The organism is Curtobacterium sp. PhB136 (assembly GCF_004346855.1).
GTDB lineage: Bacteria > Actinomycetota > Actinomycetes > Actinomycetales > Microbacteriaceae > Curtobacterium.
The window spans coordinates 449,691-462,804 of the sequence record NZ_SMGH01000005.1 but is presented as its reverse complement, the minus strand read 5'-3'; the positions used below and the strand labels follow the sequence as shown (position 1 = coordinate 462,804).

At 73.2% G+C, this 13,114-nt stretch carries 15 protein-coding genes and 1 pseudogene; 6 read left to right on the top strand and 10 right to left on the bottom strand.

Features of this window, described 5'->3' with window-relative positions; translation table 11 throughout:
- Positions 1-31: 31 nt before the first annotated feature.
- A complete protein-coding gene (locus EDF27_RS08580; protein WP_123655825.1) occupies positions 32-1,003 on the top strand; it encodes a DMT family transporter in 972 nt (323 codons plus the stop codon).
- Here EDF27_RS08580 and EDF27_RS08575 read toward each other — a convergent pair.
- From EDF27_RS08575 to EDF27_RS08560, 4 genes are all read right to left on the bottom strand, one after another.
- Complete coding sequence (locus EDF27_RS08575; protein ID WP_132048218.1) at positions 981-1,841, bottom strand: zeta toxin family protein; 861 nt, start codon at positions 1,839-1,841, stop codon at positions 981-983. The two genes, EDF27_RS08580 and EDF27_RS08575, sit on opposite strands and share 23 nt — an antisense overlap.
- The gene (locus EDF27_RS08570) at positions 1,838-2,386 is read right to left on the bottom strand and encodes a hypothetical protein (protein WP_132048216.1); all 549 of its coding nucleotides are present in this window, start codon (positions 2,384-2,386) and stop codon (positions 1,838-1,840) included. Before EDF27_RS08570 ends, EDF27_RS08575 begins: the two co-directional genes overlap by 4 nt.
- Positions 2,387-2,443: 57 nt before the next feature.
- Positions 2,444-3,046 carry a hypothetical protein gene (locus EDF27_RS08565; RefSeq protein ID WP_132048213.1) on the bottom strand — a complete coding sequence of 201 codons (603 nt, stop codon included), beginning with the start codon at positions 3,044-3,046 and terminating at the stop codon, positions 2,444-2,446.
- A gap of 113 nt (positions 3,047-3,159) precedes the next feature.
- The gene (locus EDF27_RS08560) at positions 3,160-4,020 is read right to left on the bottom strand and encodes a hypothetical protein (RefSeq protein WP_132048211.1); all 861 of its coding nucleotides are present in this window, start codon (positions 4,018-4,020) and stop codon (positions 3,160-3,162) included.
- Between the two features lie 53 nt (positions 4,021-4,073).
- Between EDF27_RS08560 and EDF27_RS08555 the strand changes: the two genes are divergently transcribed.
- Both EDF27_RS08555 and EDF27_RS08550 read left to right on the top strand, forming a co-directional pair.
- Positions 4,074-4,781: a CoA pyrophosphatase gene (locus EDF27_RS08555; RefSeq protein WP_123701713.1), complete on the top strand. Its 708-nt coding sequence runs from the start codon at positions 4,074-4,076 to the stop codon at positions 4,779-4,781.
- A 4-nt stretch (positions 4,782-4,785) separates the two neighbouring features.
- The gene (locus tag EDF27_RS08550) at positions 4,786-5,640 is read left to right on the top strand and encodes a UbiA family prenyltransferase (RefSeq protein ID WP_132048209.1); all 855 of its coding nucleotides are present in this window, start codon (positions 4,786-4,788) and stop codon (positions 5,638-5,640) included.
- A 6-nt stretch (positions 5,641-5,646) separates the two neighbouring features.
- Here EDF27_RS08550 and EDF27_RS08545 read toward each other — a convergent pair whose 3' ends face one another.
- Both EDF27_RS08545 and EDF27_RS08540 read right to left on the bottom strand, forming a co-directional pair.
- Complete coding sequence (locus EDF27_RS08545) at positions 5,647-6,825, bottom strand: NAD(P)/FAD-dependent oxidoreductase (RefSeq protein ID WP_132048207.1); 1,179 nt, start codon at positions 6,823-6,825, stop codon at positions 5,647-5,649.
- Positions 6,822-7,415: a TetR/AcrR family transcriptional regulator gene (locus tag EDF27_RS08540; RefSeq protein ID WP_132048205.1), complete on the bottom strand. Its 594-nt coding sequence runs from the start codon at positions 7,413-7,415 to the stop codon at positions 6,822-6,824. The genes EDF27_RS08545 and EDF27_RS08540 overlap by 4 nt, the downstream gene beginning before the upstream one ends.
- Positions 7,416-7,514: 99 nt before the next feature.
- Between EDF27_RS08540 and EDF27_RS08535 the strand changes: the two genes are divergently transcribed.
- On the top strand, positions 7,515-8,420 hold the full coding sequence (locus EDF27_RS08535) for an SDR family oxidoreductase (protein ID WP_132048203.1): 906 nt from the start codon (positions 7,515-7,517) through the stop codon (positions 8,418-8,420).
- A gap of 79 nt (positions 8,421-8,499) precedes the next feature.
- Here the strand turns inward: EDF27_RS08535 and EDF27_RS08530 are convergent, their stop codons facing one another.
- The 3 genes and pseudogenes from EDF27_RS08530 to EDF27_RS08520 form a co-directional block, all read right to left on the bottom strand.
- Positions 8,500-9,798, bottom strand: a complete 1,299-nt coding sequence (locus tag EDF27_RS08530; RefSeq protein WP_123701723.1) for an NAD(P)/FAD-dependent oxidoreductase — start codon at positions 9,796-9,798, stop codon at positions 8,500-8,502.
- 96 nt (positions 9,799-9,894) lie between these two features.
- Positions 9,895-10,442 (bottom strand): annotated as a pseudogene (locus tag EDF27_RS08525) (dihydrofolate reductase family protein).
- Between the two features lie 16 nt (positions 10,443-10,458).
- The gene (locus EDF27_RS08520) at positions 10,459-11,079 is read right to left on the bottom strand and encodes a hypothetical protein (protein WP_165931411.1); all 621 of its coding nucleotides are present in this window, start codon (positions 11,077-11,079) and stop codon (positions 10,459-10,461) included.
- A 103-nt stretch (positions 11,080-11,182) separates the two neighbouring features.
- On the opposite strand from EDF27_RS08520, the gene EDF27_RS08515 reads away from it, so the two are divergent.
- Complete coding sequence (locus EDF27_RS08515) at positions 11,183-11,956, top strand: alpha/beta fold hydrolase (RefSeq protein ID WP_165931410.1); 774 nt, start codon at positions 11,183-11,185, stop codon at positions 11,954-11,956.
- Positions 11,953-12,684: an alpha/beta hydrolase gene (locus EDF27_RS08510; RefSeq protein ID WP_243698260.1), complete on the top strand. Its 732-nt coding sequence runs from the start codon at positions 11,953-11,955 to the stop codon at positions 12,682-12,684. Before EDF27_RS08515 ends, EDF27_RS08510 begins: the two co-directional genes overlap by 4 nt.
- Before the next feature lie 32 nt (positions 12,685-12,716).
- On the opposite strand, the gene EDF27_RS08505 is transcribed toward EDF27_RS08510, so the two are convergent.
- Positions 12,717-13,103 (bottom strand): VOC family protein, encoded by a 387-nt coding sequence (locus EDF27_RS08505; RefSeq protein ID WP_207909587.1) that lies wholly within the window; start codon positions 13,101-13,103, stop codon positions 12,717-12,719.
- Positions 13,104-13,114 lie beyond the last annotated feature (11 nt).

Genomic DNA, 13,114 nt, shown 5'->3' with positions numbered 1-13,114 from the left:
TCATGCGGTTCGCTGCCTCGACACTAGCGGCATGAACGGCATCCTGTTCGTGCTCGTCGCACTCACCTGGGGATCGAGCTTCCTCTTCATGAAGATCGGCCTCGAGGGGCTCTCCCCGCAGCAGGTCGCGCTCGGCCGGGTGCTCCTCGGCGCCCTCACGCTCGTCGCGATCCTGCTCGTGACGCGTCGCCGGTGGCCGCGGTCGATCCGGCTGTGGGGGCACCTGCTCGTCGTCGCGGTGTTCCTCAACGCGGTGCCGTCGTCGCTCGTGGCGTGGGCCGAGCAGACCGTGCCGAGCGGCCTCGCGAGCATCTACAACGCGACCACGCCGATCATGGTGCTGCTCGCGCTGCCCCTGCTGCTACCGGCGGAGCGACTGCGTGGACGGCAGCTCGCCGGCGTCCTCATCGGGATCCTCGGCGTGCTCGTCCTCGTCGGGCCGTGGAGCCTCGTCGGCGACCCCGCGGTCCTCGCGACCGTGCCCGGGCAGGTCGCGCTGATCGGGATGACCGCCTGCTACGGATTCGGCCTGGCCTACATGCGCCGGTTCGTCGCCGGCAGCGGGTACGACGCGATCACGCTGACGACCGTCCAGCTCACGCTGGGTGCTGGGCTGATGCTGCTGGTCGCGCCGTTCACCGCGACCGGCGCCGTGCACCTGGACTGGAGGATCGTGGCCGCGATGGTCGCGCTCGGGTGCCTCGGAACGGGGCTGGCCTACGCGTGGAACACCGGGCTCGTGCAGGCATGGGGCGCGGCGCGGGCGTCCACCGTGACGTACCTGACGCCCGTGGTGGGCGTGGTGCTCGGCGTGCTGGTGCTCGGCGAGCGGGTGCGGTGGAACGAGCCGGTCGGCGGCGTGGTGATCCTGCTCGGGATCGCGCTGGCGTCGGGGATGCTCCGGCGGCGGGCGCGCGGCGTTGCCGATGGGGCTGGCACGGGTCCGGCCGTGACCCCGGCCGCAGCCGCCGCGGCGCCGGTCAGCCGATCCGCTCGACCGTGACGTGCCAGCCGAGATCGGTCGCCCGCCGTTCGAGCTCGGAGGCGTTCGACCGGCACCGCGAGCCGCCGTCCGCCGGGTAGTACCGGCGGATCGCCGCCTCGGGAACGAACCGGCCGCCGAGCGGGTCACCGCCGCGCCGGACCTGCCACCAGCGCTCGGTGGCCTGTTCGAGCGCGGATCCGAGCGGCACCTCGACGTCGACGATCCGCAGGCGGTCGTACCCGGCCTCGTCGAGGTCGGACAGCAGGTCGTCGAGGTAGTCCACGCTCGACAGCGTCCCGTGCACGACGACGTTCTCGCCGTCGCGCAGTGACCGACGGCGGAGCGTGTCGGCGACCGCCGTCGACTCGGCGTGCACGTACCCGGCGAGCTCGCGTCGCTGCACCGGACGGCCGTCCGCGAGGACCCGGCTCGTCCATGCATCGAGCAGCCCGTCCGCGGCGGCGCGCTCGAGCAGGGGGTCCTTGAAGTCGTCGGCGTCGATGTGCCGGTAGTCGTCGAGCTCCGGCATCCGAGCCAGCGCGGTCGTCTTGCCGGCACCGGGCGGACCCGCGGTGACGACCACGGCCAGGGTGCCGTCGTCGGGCGGGGCCGGCGTCCGCGCGGTGTGTCCGGCGAGCAGTTCCTCGTGCAGGCGCAGCCGTTCGGCCGTGTACAGGAAGCCGTCCGGGGCGTAGCGGAGCCGGCTGCTGGCGGCGGGGTCGTCGGTCCACGGATCGTCGAGGCACGCGTCCTGGAGGAAGGCGGCGAGCTCCGCGGCCGTGCGGTCACGGAGGTCGCGGTCGCGGAGTTCACGGTCGCGGTCGCGTGACGCGCGGTCGTCCTGGTCGGTGGTCACCGTCGGTGCGCCCGGCCGAGGCGGCCCGCGATCGCCTTGCGGACGGTCTCGTACTCGCCCTCGCTGATGAGGCCGTCCTGGAAGGCCGCGGCGAGTTCCTTCGCGGTGCCGGTCTGGGCAGCGGCGCTGTCGTAGCCGGCGTCACGCGCCGGTGTCCGGTGGGTCATCGCCATCGTCGAGAGCTCGCGGACCATGGTGTCCGAGTCGATGAGGCCGGCCTGGCGCTGCGAGATGACCTCGCGCGGTGAGGGGTGCGACGCGGTGAGACCCCGTCGGGTCAGGCGTCGGGACACCTCGGGCTGCGAGATGCCGGCGAGCCGGGCGATCTCACGCTGGGGGATGCCGAGGTCGGCGAGCTCGAAGATGCCGCGGCGGAGCTCCATCTCGGCGAGGTGCTGCTGCTCGCGGCTGTGCAGGACGCTGAGCACCGCCGCCCGGACATCGGCGGCGTTCCCGTCCATCCGCGACGTCAGGGCGTCCACGAGGGACTCCACGTCGTGTCGTGTCCGGCGCCCGGCTCCGCGTCGGGGATCGATGCTCGTCATGCTGACTCCGTTCCCGCTGATACGGATCGTATCGCCCTTCTCGACGGACGTCCGTGGTCAGTTCGCCCGCGGGCGCGGCTGCTCCTCGGCGAAGCGGCTGCGTTCCTCGTCCTGGAACGCCGCGAAGTCGTCGGCGAGGGTCGTGCACGCTCGGTCGAGGACCCAGGTGCTCCTCGCCGTCCGCATGGTCCGGCGGTCGATCGCCGCGGCGTCGTCACGGGATCCACAGGTCGTGCTCGGCCGCGCCGCCGACAGGGCCTTCCGATCGCGCACGACCGTCGCGATCAGCACCCTGCCGCTCGGACGTGCCGGGAGCGCCGCCGCGCCGGGCTGGTCCATCGCGGACCGACCGGCCGGAGTCGCGTCGGCGCCCGGCCGGTCGGCGTAGGCCCGCGTCGTCCTGTGCTCGTTCGGCAGGACGACCCCGCGCACGCGGACGAGGGCCGTCCCCGCGCCGACGATCGACGCCCGCGCCGTGGTCATCGTCGCGGTGCTCTGCGCCACCGCGAGGGAGCAGGCCCGGTCCGTGTCCGCGGCGGCGACCCGCATGGACGTGACGGTGACGCCCGCGGCGACGATGGTGGTGGTGGCGGCCACGACCGCGACGGCGTGCCGATGCGGCTTCGGCTCCTGGGCTCCGGTCTCGTGCGACACCGTCATCGCCTCCTGGCGGTGGTGTGGCAGGCGCCGTCGCCTCTGCGCGCAGGCTACTCCGTCGCCGGGCCGCGGGCCGCGGGCCGCGGGCCGCGGGGTCGCCGGGCCGACGTGCCGGCTCAGGCGAGGTCGTCGACCGCGCTCACCTCGAACGCCTCGAACCGGTCGTCGGCCAGGACGTCGGCGATCAGGCCGCGCGGACCCGCGACGAGCGTCGAGTCCGCGTCGACCTCGGTCGCGACGACCCAGGCGTGGTCCTCAGGCCAGAGCAGCTGTGGTGTGTGCCCGAAGTCCAGGTAGGTGCCGACCCGCGCGTCCGCCATCCACGTCGGATCGGCGAGCTCCGGCAGGGTCACCGCGAGCAGCAGGTACTCGCGGAACGGGAGCTCGAGTCGTGGCCCGGCGAGCGACGCCACGAGCGCGTCCTGCGCACGGCGGTGTTCCGCCGCGGCGTGTGTCGCGTACTCGTCGAGCTCGGAGCGTTCGGTCGCCGTGAGCGTCGCGGAGTCCTGCCACCCGACGACGAGCGTGGAACTGCCGTTCAGGTCGCCCCACCCGTCCCACAGTGCCATGACGAGGTCGAGCGGTGTCGTCGTCGCACGGGTGAGGAGCTCGGTCAGTGCGGCGAGGTGCCGTGGGTCGAACCACCCCTCCTCGGGCAACCCCACCCGCCATCCGTCGTCGAAGCGCAGCTCGGTCTCGTCGTCTCGACCACTCACCGTGCGCCAGGGGACGTCGGCTCGCACGGTGGCTCCGGTCCGCGCCGCCACGTCCGACCATCGCCACGTGGCGGACTCCAGGACAGGGTGCTCGCCGAACTCGTCGGCCGCCGCCGAACGGTCCTCACGGTCGGCCTCGAGCGGGTGGAGGATCCGAGCGTACGACTCGAAGCCACTCCCGACGGTTCCGCCCACCGTCCCGAACGCCTGCATGCGGGGGATCAGCCACGCCCCACGGCTGACGTCCTCGACCTTGTCCACGCGTCGAGCGTAACCGGCGGTCGGCCGCGCGCCGAGGTGGCAGGATCGGCTCCATGCGGGCGGACGACGAACGGACGGCGGCGAGCGCGCGCGCCGAGCTCTCAGCACTGGTCGCCGACGACGTGGCGCCGTGGGCGATCGACCTGCCGCCGGTGGACGACCCGCGGCAGGCGGCGGTGCTCATCCTCTTCGGGGAACTCGACCGGGTGCCGAGCACGCACAGCGCACACGACGGAGCGGTCTCGGTCGACCTCGACGTCCTCCTCCTCGCCCGCGCCGACACCCTGCGTGCGCACCCGGGCCAGGTTGCGTTCCCGGGCGGCCGGCTGGACCCCGGTGACGCGAGCCTGGTCGCTGCCGCGCTCCGCGAAGCGCGTGAGGAGACCGGCCTCGACCCGTCCGGCGTCGACGTGCTCGGCGTGCTCCCCGCGGTCCCGCTCGCGTTCTCCCGGCACCTGGTCACCCCGGTGCTCGGCTGGTGGCGCGATCCGTCGCCGGTCCGCGTCGTCGACGAGGCCGAGTCGGCGGCGGTGTTCCGGGTCCCCGTTGCGGACCTGCTCGCACCGGCGAACCGCGGCGTCACGGTGATCCGCCGGGACGGCCGGGAGTGGCGCGGCCCGGCGTTCACGGTCGCCACCGCGGGCGGCCAGCACGTGGTGTGGGGCTTCACCGCGACGCTGCTCGACGCACTGTTCGACCGGCTCGGCTGGACGGAGCCGTGGGACCACGACCACGAGGTGGCGCTGCCGTCCGTAGGGTGAACGGATGACGTCACCGGTGCGCTTGCTCTTCGCCTCGTCGCACCCCGGCCCGACGGTCACGGTCACCGTGCTCGCCGCTGTCATCGCCGCCGCCGTCGGGCACCCCTGGTGGCTGGTGGTCCTCGTCGCCCTCACTGTCGTCGCCGGGCAGCTGTCCATCGGTCTCGCGAACGACTGGATCGACGCCGACCGGGACCGCGCGGTCGGCCGGTCGGACAAGCCGGTCGCGCAGGGGCTCATCGCGGTCCGCACGGTCCGGTCCGCGGCGTTCACCACGGCCGGGGCGGCCGTGGTGCTCTCGCTGTTCCTCGGACCGGTCGCCGTCGTCGCGCACCTGGTCCTCGTGGCCGCCGGGTGGGCCTACGACGCCGGACTCAAGCGCTCGGTGTGGTCGGTCGCGCCGTTCGTCGTCGCGTTCGGGCTGCTCCCCGTCGTCGCGGTCTCGGCCGGTCCCGAGCCGCAGTTGCCGGCGGCGTGGGCGATCGCGACCGGAGCCGTGTTCGGGGTCGCCATCCACTGCACGAACGTGCTGCCGGACCTGGTCGACGACGCTGCCACCGGCGTCCGTGGGTTCCCGCACCGGCTGGGGCTGCGGGCGTCCGGGATCGTCGCGTTCGGCTCGCTCGTCGTCGCGGCGGGCCTGGTGCTGTTCGGGCAGCTCGCCGGCGACGACCCGGTCCGCGGCGTCGGGGTGGTGCTCGCGGTCGCCGGCACGGTCGTGGTGGTCGTGCTGGCGGTCGTCGGCGTGCGGCTGGTCCTCACCGGTCCGCCGACCAGGACGCTGTTCCGGCTGGTCATCGTCTCGTCGCTCGTCCTCGTCGTCGAGCTCGGGTTGGCCGGGGCGCGCCTGGTCGCCTGAGGCGGATCAGGCCCACCGCATCGCGTACAGACGCGCGAGCGCATCCGCGGACGGGAGGCGCAACAGCGTCCGCAACAGCACCTCTCGTCCGAGCTGTGTCGGCCCCACTGCCCGTCCACCGAGTGCCATGTTGGCCTCGGCCTGACGAGCCGCCCGGCGGGCAGCCGCCTGACGGCGTCGCGCGTACGCCGGCCACGGGCCCGCGCTGCCCGTCCGGACGCCCTCGGTCAGCAGGGGTGCCAGGTCCGCGGCGTCGAGCCACCCGAGGTTCATGCCCTGCCCGCCGATCGGGCTGATCTCGTGCGCGGCGTCCCCGATGAGGACGACCCGGCCCACGCCGACCCGCACGGCCGCACGCCGCCGGACCCGGAACCCGCTGAGCATCGAGCAGCTGTCCGCATCGACCGGCGCCCCCGTGCGGTCCCGGATCGTCCGCGCGAGCGCCACGGCGTCGACCTCGTCGTCGGCGGCGGGCCCGCGACCCACGAGTGCGACGTACCGGCGGCGACCGTCCGGCAGCGGGAAGGACTCCACGACGCCGTCCGGCCCGACGTCGACCAGGGCGGCGGACCGCGCGGACCCGGGCTCCGGATCCGCGAAGTCGCCCATCACGTACCGGTCCGGGTACTCGCGCCCGGTGGTGCCGATCCCGAGGAGGTCCCGCACGGTGCTCCGCGCGCCGTCCGCGCCGACGACGAAGGACGCCCGCACGGCGACTGGTTCGCCGTCCGGGCCGGTGCCGGCCGCGTCGACGTGGTCCTGGCTGCGCTCGAGCGCGGTCAGGGTGGCTCCGGTCCGGAGTGCCTCGGGAGCAGCGGCGGCGAGGCGCTCCCGCAGGATCCGTTCGGTTCGGTGCTGGTCGAGTGTGGCGACGTACGGGTGGGTGTCGGAGGCGCGGTCGAACGACAGCGTGCCGAGTGTCCGGCCCCGGCTCCGCGCCACGCCGCGGTGCACCAGCGCCGCCTCCGCGAGGACCGGTGCGGCCGCATCGATCGCGGCGAACGCGTCGAGCGACGGCGGGTGGATCCCGATCGCGCGGGACCCCGCCGGTTCGGCGGTCCGCCGTTCCCAGACGATCACGTCGACGCCCGCGTGCGCGAGGAGGGCGCCGAGGAAGACCCCGACGGGTCCGCCGCCGACGACCAGCACCTCGGTCCGCTCCGCGCGGGGCGCCGCGGGCGTCACTCGGACGTCCCCCCGACGGTGCGCCCGGTCGCCACCAGGCTCGTCAGGGCGTCGAGGCGCTCCCGGGCGATGGTCGCGAGCGAACGGTCCTCACCGGGGGCGATCCACTGCTGGAACGACAGGTGGAACACGGTCACCCCGGTCTCGGCCGCCAGGGTGGCCGCGGGTTCGGGGACACCGCGGTCGCGCAGCACCTCGCCCAGCCGGACCTTCAGCGTGGCGAGCTTGCCGAGTTCGCGCTCGCCGAGGGAGGGTTCGGCGTCGATGATCGTCTGCCGCACCCGGGAGAACGGTCGCCGGTCGTGGGGGAAGTAGTCACCCGCGGCATCGAGGGAGCGCGCGATGAGCTCGAACGGCGCCGTGCCCGCGGGGGCTGCCGTGATCGGGTCGATGAACAGCGCGAGGAAGTCGTCCTGCCCGGCGAACAGCACCTCGCGCTTGTCGGCGAAATGCCGGAAGAAGGTGCGCTCCGTGACCTCGGCCGCGGCGGCGATCTCGGCGACGGTCGTCTGCTCGAACCCCTGCTCGGCGAACAGGCGCAGCGCGACCGCCTGCAGTCGTTCGCGCGTTCCGGGTTGCCATCGGGCCATGGGGAGAGTCTACTGATGACAGCGCCTGACATCGCGGTGTACAGTGATGTCAGTCGATGACATCACTGGTCGTCGACAGTGCGTCAGGAAGGACACACCATGCGCGTATTCGTCACCGGAGCATCCGGCTGGATCGGCTCCGCCACCGTCGACGAGCTCATCGCCGCCGGGCACCAGGTCACCGGGCTCGCCCGCTCCGACGCCTCCGCCGCTGCCGTCGAGGCCGCTGGCGCCACCGTCGTCCGCGGTGACCTCGACGACCTCGAAGCCATCCGCCGCGGGGCCGAGGACGCCGAGGGCGTCGTGCACCTCGCCAACAAGCACGACTGGTCGAACCCGGCCGCGACCAACGCCGCCGAGCGCGCCGCGGTCGAGACCATCGGCACCGCCCTCGTCGGCACCGACCGGCCCTTCATCGTCGCGTCGGGCATCGCCGGGCTCGCGGGGGACCGCCCGGGCCTGGAGACCGACCCGAACCCGTTCGTCGGTCCGGACTCCATGCGTGGCGGCAGCGAGAACCGTGCGCTCGACTTCGTGGACCAGGGCGTCCGCTCGATCGCGGCCCGCTTCGCCCCCACCGTGCACGGTGTCGGGGACCACGGGTTCATCTCGCTGATCGTCGCCGCTGCACGGCAGCACGGCGTCTCGGCCTACGTCGGCGAGGGCACGAACAGCTGGTCGGCCGTGCACCGCTCCGACGCGGCGCGTCTCGTGCGACTCGGGCTGGAAGGTGCTCCGGCGGGCACCCGCATGCACGTCACCGGCGAGACGGCCGTCTCCACCCGGTCGATCGCCGAGGCCATCGGCGAGGGCCTCGGGCTGCCGGTGACCTCGGTCGACCCGGCGGACGCGATCGACCACTTCGGGTTCATCGGGCGGTTCTTCGGGATGGAGATGTCCGGCGACTCCACGGCGACGCGTGCGCTCCTCGGCTGGGAGCCCACCGGCCCGACCCTCGCCGAGGACATCGCGGCCGGCGCGTACTTCGACGTGCGCGTGTCGTAGGCGTCCGGCCACGACCCGGAACGACGGGGTCGCTGTCGTACGACAGCGACCCCGTCGTTCCGCGGACGGGAAGCCGGCGCTACTCGGCCTTCTGCATCTGCCAGGGCTCCGGCTCGCGGTCGCCGTTCGGGCGCACCGGGCGGACGTCGCCGACGATCGGGATCGAGCGCTTCCGCATGAACCACAGGTAGCGCACGAAGAAGTGCGACAGGGTCGAGAGCCGGTTGCCGTTGCCGAGCAGCGACGCGATGTGCACGGCGACCCACGCGGCCCAGGCCACCGGCCCGACCATCGTGATGCCGCCGCGGAGCTGTGCGACCGCCGCGTTCGTGCCGATCGTCGCCATCGTGCCCTTGTCGTGGTACTTCAGGGGCTCCGTCGGCTTGCCCTCGAGCACCCGGACGATCTGCTTCGCGATGTGCTTGCCACCCTGCAGCGCCGGCTGGGCGAGCTGCGCGAGGGCGTCGTCCTGTGCTGCGATGTCGCCGGCGGCCCAGATGCCGTCGACGCCCTGCACGCTGAGGTCGTCGTTGACCTTGATGCGGCCGCCGTTCGTCTGCGGCATGCCCCAGTTCGCCACCTCCTTGTGGGCGGCCACACCGGTCGCCCAGATGACCTGCGAGGCCGGGATGAACTCGCCGCTCGCGGTCATCACGCCGTCCTGACGGACTTCGGAGACGCCGGTGTTGAGGCGGAGGATCACGCCGCGCTTCCGCAGCACCTTCGCCGCGTACCGGCGGAGCCGCGGTGCGAAGGGCTTCAGCAGCTCGCCGCTCCGGTGCACGAGCGTGATGGTGATGTTGCCGCGGAGGATCTCCGGGTACGCGCCCTCGAGCGCCTGGTCGCGGAGCTCGGCGAGCGCGCCGGCCATCTCGACGCCGGTCGCGCCGCCGCCGACGATGACGATCTTGATCTCGTCGGGGCCCTGGTTCGCGGCCGCTTCCTCGAGCCGGGTGAACAGCTCGTCGCGGATGCGGAGGGCCTGCGAACGGGAGTACATCGAGTACGCGTACTCGTACGCACCGGGGGTGCCGAAGTAGCTCGTGTTCACACCGTTCGCCAGGATCAGCTGGTCGTAGTGCAGGTGCTCGCCGTCGGACATCTCGGCGACCTTCGCGACCGGGTCGATGCCGGTGAGCAGCCCGTGGCGGAACTCCGCGTTGTCCTGGCGCGCGCGGAGGCTGCGCAGGAAGTACGTCACGTCACCGGCGTTGAGGCCGCCGGTCGCCACCTGGTACATGAGCGGCTGGAACATGTTGTAGACGTGGCGGTCGACGAGGGTGACCCGGACCGGGGCGTCCGCGAGCTCGCGCATGGCGGCGATGCCGGCGAATCCACCGCCGACGATGACGACGTGCGGGCGGGTGTCCTGCGGCATGGTGAGCTCCGGGGTTGTGCGGTGAACGGCACCCACAACGGTACGCCGGTTCCGAACCGCCCAACTCCACCGGCCTGGAGGCTCGGCTGACGCCCGTCAGTCGGCGCGCAGTCCGTAGGTGCTCACGACGTTCCCCTTGCTCGTCACGGTGCTGTCGACCAGACGGAGGCGCGTGGCCGGGTCGGTCGGTTCGAAGAGCTTCCGGCCCTCACCCGCGATCGCCGGGTGGATCATCAGCTGCAGTTCGTCGAGGAGTCCCGCGAAGAGCAGGCTCCGGACCAGGGTCACGCTGCCGCACACCGCGATGTCCGAGCCGTCCCGCTGCGTGAGGTCCCGCACGAACTCGTGGACGTCGCCCTGGATCCTCGTGGAGTTCTGCCAGGCGAGGTCGTCACCGAGCGTGGTCGACGCGACGTGCTTCTCGATCGGGTTGATCCACTGCGCGAACGGGTCGTCGGGGTGGGCCGGCCACCACTCGGCCCACTCGGTGTAGCTGTTCCGCCCGAGGAGCACGGTGTCGGTGCGGGCCATGAACGCCCCATGCCCGCACCGAGCTCGTCGTCGAAGCTGTCGTACTGGAACTTGAAGGGGTCCTGCACGACGCCGTCGACCGACGTGAACAGCCCTGCCGTCACCTTGCGCATGCTCGGAGGGTAACGCTCAACTGTTCGAAGAGGAACCGCTCGTCCCGGTCGATCCCGAACTGCCGTCCGTGCCCGTGCCGGAGCCCGAGTCGTCGGAGCCGGTGCCCGTGCCCGTGCCGCCGTTGGTCCCCGGCAGCTCGTTCGTGCCGCCGTTCGTCCCGCCCGGGAACCCGCCGTACCCCTGCCCGGGGACCTGCGTCGTCGACTGGGTCTGGTGCGCACCGATCGCGTGTCCGATCGCGAAGCCGGCGCCACCGCCCGCGAGGAGTGCCACCAACCCGACGGCGATCGCGATCACCGGCCAGAACCACGGCGGCTTCGGCTTCCGGGAGCGCTGCCCGTACGGGGCGGCGTTGCCGTACCAGGCGGTCGGCCCGGCCGGGGCTGGCGACTGCCCGTTCCACGACCCGGCGTCGGCGCGGTAGGGCTGCTGCGCCCACTGCTGCTGGTGCTGCTGGCCGTACTGGTCGTACGCGGGCGCCTGGTGGTAGGTGGGCGCCTGGTCGTACATGGGTGCCTGGTCGTGGGTGGCCGTGGGCGTCGAGGTCGGCGCCGGTGCCGCTGCCCACCCGTTCGTCGTGTCCGTCGTCGGAGTCGGCTCGGCGGCCGCAGCCTGCTCGTGCTGGTTCTCACTCATGGACGCAGTCCAGCGGGTCTCCCTATGTGGAGCCGATGACCGCGCTGCCGTGCCGCTGCGAAACGACGCTCGTCCGCCAGCCGCGGGTGCGTACGGTCGAGGTGTGCGAGCACTCGTGGAGACGATCACCGTGGACGGGGTCCCCGTCCGGCTCCGCACGCTCGCGCCCGCCGGCCGACGTCGGGACGCCCTGACCCCGACGGTCCTGCTCGTCCACGGCATCGGCATGTCGAGCCGCTCGTTCGACCGGTCACAGCAGACGCTGTCCCGGACTCACCGGACGGTGGCGGTCGACCTGCCGGGGTTCGGTGGGGTCCCTGCCGTCGGACGCCGACTCGAGGTCGCGGAACTCGCCGACCTCGTCGTCCGCGCGGTGCGGCGGTGCGGCATCCGGCAGAGCGTCGTGGTGGGCCAGTCGATGGGGACGCAGGTCGCCGTCGAGGCCGCGCTCCGCCACCCCGACGACGTCGACGCCGTCGTGCTGGTGGGGCCGGTCGTCGACCCGCGACGTCGGAGCGTGCCGCGCCTGGCTGTCGACCTCGTCCGGGACTCGTTCGTCGAGGGTGTCCGGATGAACGCCGTCGTCGCCACCGACCACCTCAGGAGCCTCCGGCAGTACCGGCACCAGCTCCGACCGATGCTGCGGTACCCGATGCTCGAGTCCGTGTCGCGACTCGACGTCCCGGTGCTCGTCGTCCGTGGCGCCGAGGACCCGATCACGCGGCACGCCTGGGCCGCCCGCGTCGCCGGCATGTCCGTGCGGGGCGTCCTCGTCGAGCTCCGCGGACCGCACCACGTGCAGGAGCACCAGCCGGTCGCGTTCGCCGACCTCGTGAGCGAGTTCCGGCGCGTGCAGACGCTGGAGGGGCTGCGGTGAACGCGACCGCTCCCGGAACCGGACCGGTGCGCTCGGGCCGAGCCGAGCCTCCGTACCGCATCGGACTCGCGCGGCGCACGTGGTGGGCCGTCGCGGACTGGATCTACGCCGCCGTCTGGCAGGCACGGAGCCTCGGACCGACGACCGCCGACGACTACCGGACGGGCGACGGCCAGCCCGTCGTCGTGATCCCGGGCGTCTACGAGACCTGGCACTTCATGCGCCCGCTGATGGACGCGCTGCACGACCGCGGGCACCCGGTGCACGTGGTGGCCGTCCTCCGGCACAACCTCCGACCGGTGCCGGCGTCGGCGGCCGACGTCCTGGCGTACCTGGAGGACCACGACCTACGAGGTGTCCTCGTGGTGGCGCACAGCAAGGGCGGGCTGATCGGGAAGTACGCGATGACGCAGCTCGACCACGACGGGCGGATCGACCGGATGGTGGCGGTGTCGACGCCGTTCGGCGGGTCGGTGTACGCGAACCTGGCGCCGGTGCCGCACCTGCGGGCCTTCCGTGCGGCGGACCCGGTGATCGCTGCACTCGCTCGGGAGCGCGACGCGAACGCCCGGATCACCTCGGTCTACGGGGTGTTCGACACGCTCATCCCCGGGGGCAGCGCGCTCGCCGGAGCGACCAACGTGCGGGTCCCCGTCGGCGGCCACTTCCGGATCCTCGCGGACGCGCAGGCCCGCGACGCGGTGCTCGCCGCCGCCGCGCCGCGCTGACGCGCGCTCGCGCGCTCAGCCGCGCCCCACCGTCAGGCGCCGGGGAGGAACAGGCAGAAGGGGTGCCCGTCGGGGTCGAGCAGCACGCGGACGTCGTCCTGCGGCTGGTACTCGGCCTGGCGTGCGCCGAGCGACTCCGCGCGGGCGACCGCTGCCGGCAGGTCCTCGACCTGGAAGTCGAGGTGCAGCTGCATGCCCGGTTCGTCCTTCGTCCCGGGCCACGTCGGCGGGACCCATTCCGGTTCGAACTGCACGGACAGCCCCGGGCCGTCGTCGGGGCGGATGCGTGCCCAGGTCGGGTCGTCCTCGAACACGGTCCACCCCGTGAGGGCACCGTAGAACCGGGCCAGTTCGAGCGGGGCCGGTGACTGGAGCACGGTGGCGGCGAGCGTCGGCATCGACGGGTCGGTGGCGGTCATGGCGCGGAGCG

Coding starts and splice junctions, on each gene's coding strand:
- EDF27_RS08580 (WP_123655825.1), top strand. CDS start 32: ATGAACGGCATCCTGTTCGTGCTCGTCGCACTCACCTGGGGATCGAGC.
- EDF27_RS08570 (WP_132048216.1), bottom strand. CDS start 2,386: ATGACGAGCATCGATCCCCGACGCGGAGCCGGGCGCCGGACACGACAC.
- EDF27_RS08565 (WP_132048213.1), bottom strand. CDS start 3,046: ATGACGGTGTCGCACGAGACCGGAGCCCAGGAGCCGAAGCCGCATCGG.
- EDF27_RS08555 (WP_123701713.1), top strand. CDS start 4,074: ATGCGGGCGGACGACGAACGGACGGCGGCGAGCGCGCGCGCCGAGCTC.
- EDF27_RS08550 (WP_132048209.1), top strand. CDS start 4,786: ATGACGTCACCGGTGCGCTTGCTCTTCGCCTCGTCGCACCCCGGCCCG.
- EDF27_RS08540 (WP_132048205.1), bottom strand. CDS start 7,415: ATGGCCCGATGGCAACCCGGAACGCGCGAACGACTGCAGGCGGTCGCG.
- EDF27_RS08535 (WP_132048203.1), top strand. CDS start 7,515: ATGCGCGTATTCGTCACCGGAGCATCCGGCTGGATCGGCTCCGCCACC.
- EDF27_RS08530 (WP_123701723.1), bottom strand. CDS start 9,798: ATGCCGCAGGACACCCGCCCGCACGTCGTCATCGTCGGCGGTGGATTC.
- EDF27_RS08520 (WP_165931411.1), bottom strand. CDS start 11,079: ATGAGTGAGAACCAGCACGAGCAGGCTGCGGCCGCCGAGCCGACTCCG.
- EDF27_RS08505 (WP_207909587.1), bottom strand. CDS start 13,103: ATGACCGCCACCGACCCGTCGATGCCGACGCTCGCCGCCACCGTGCTC.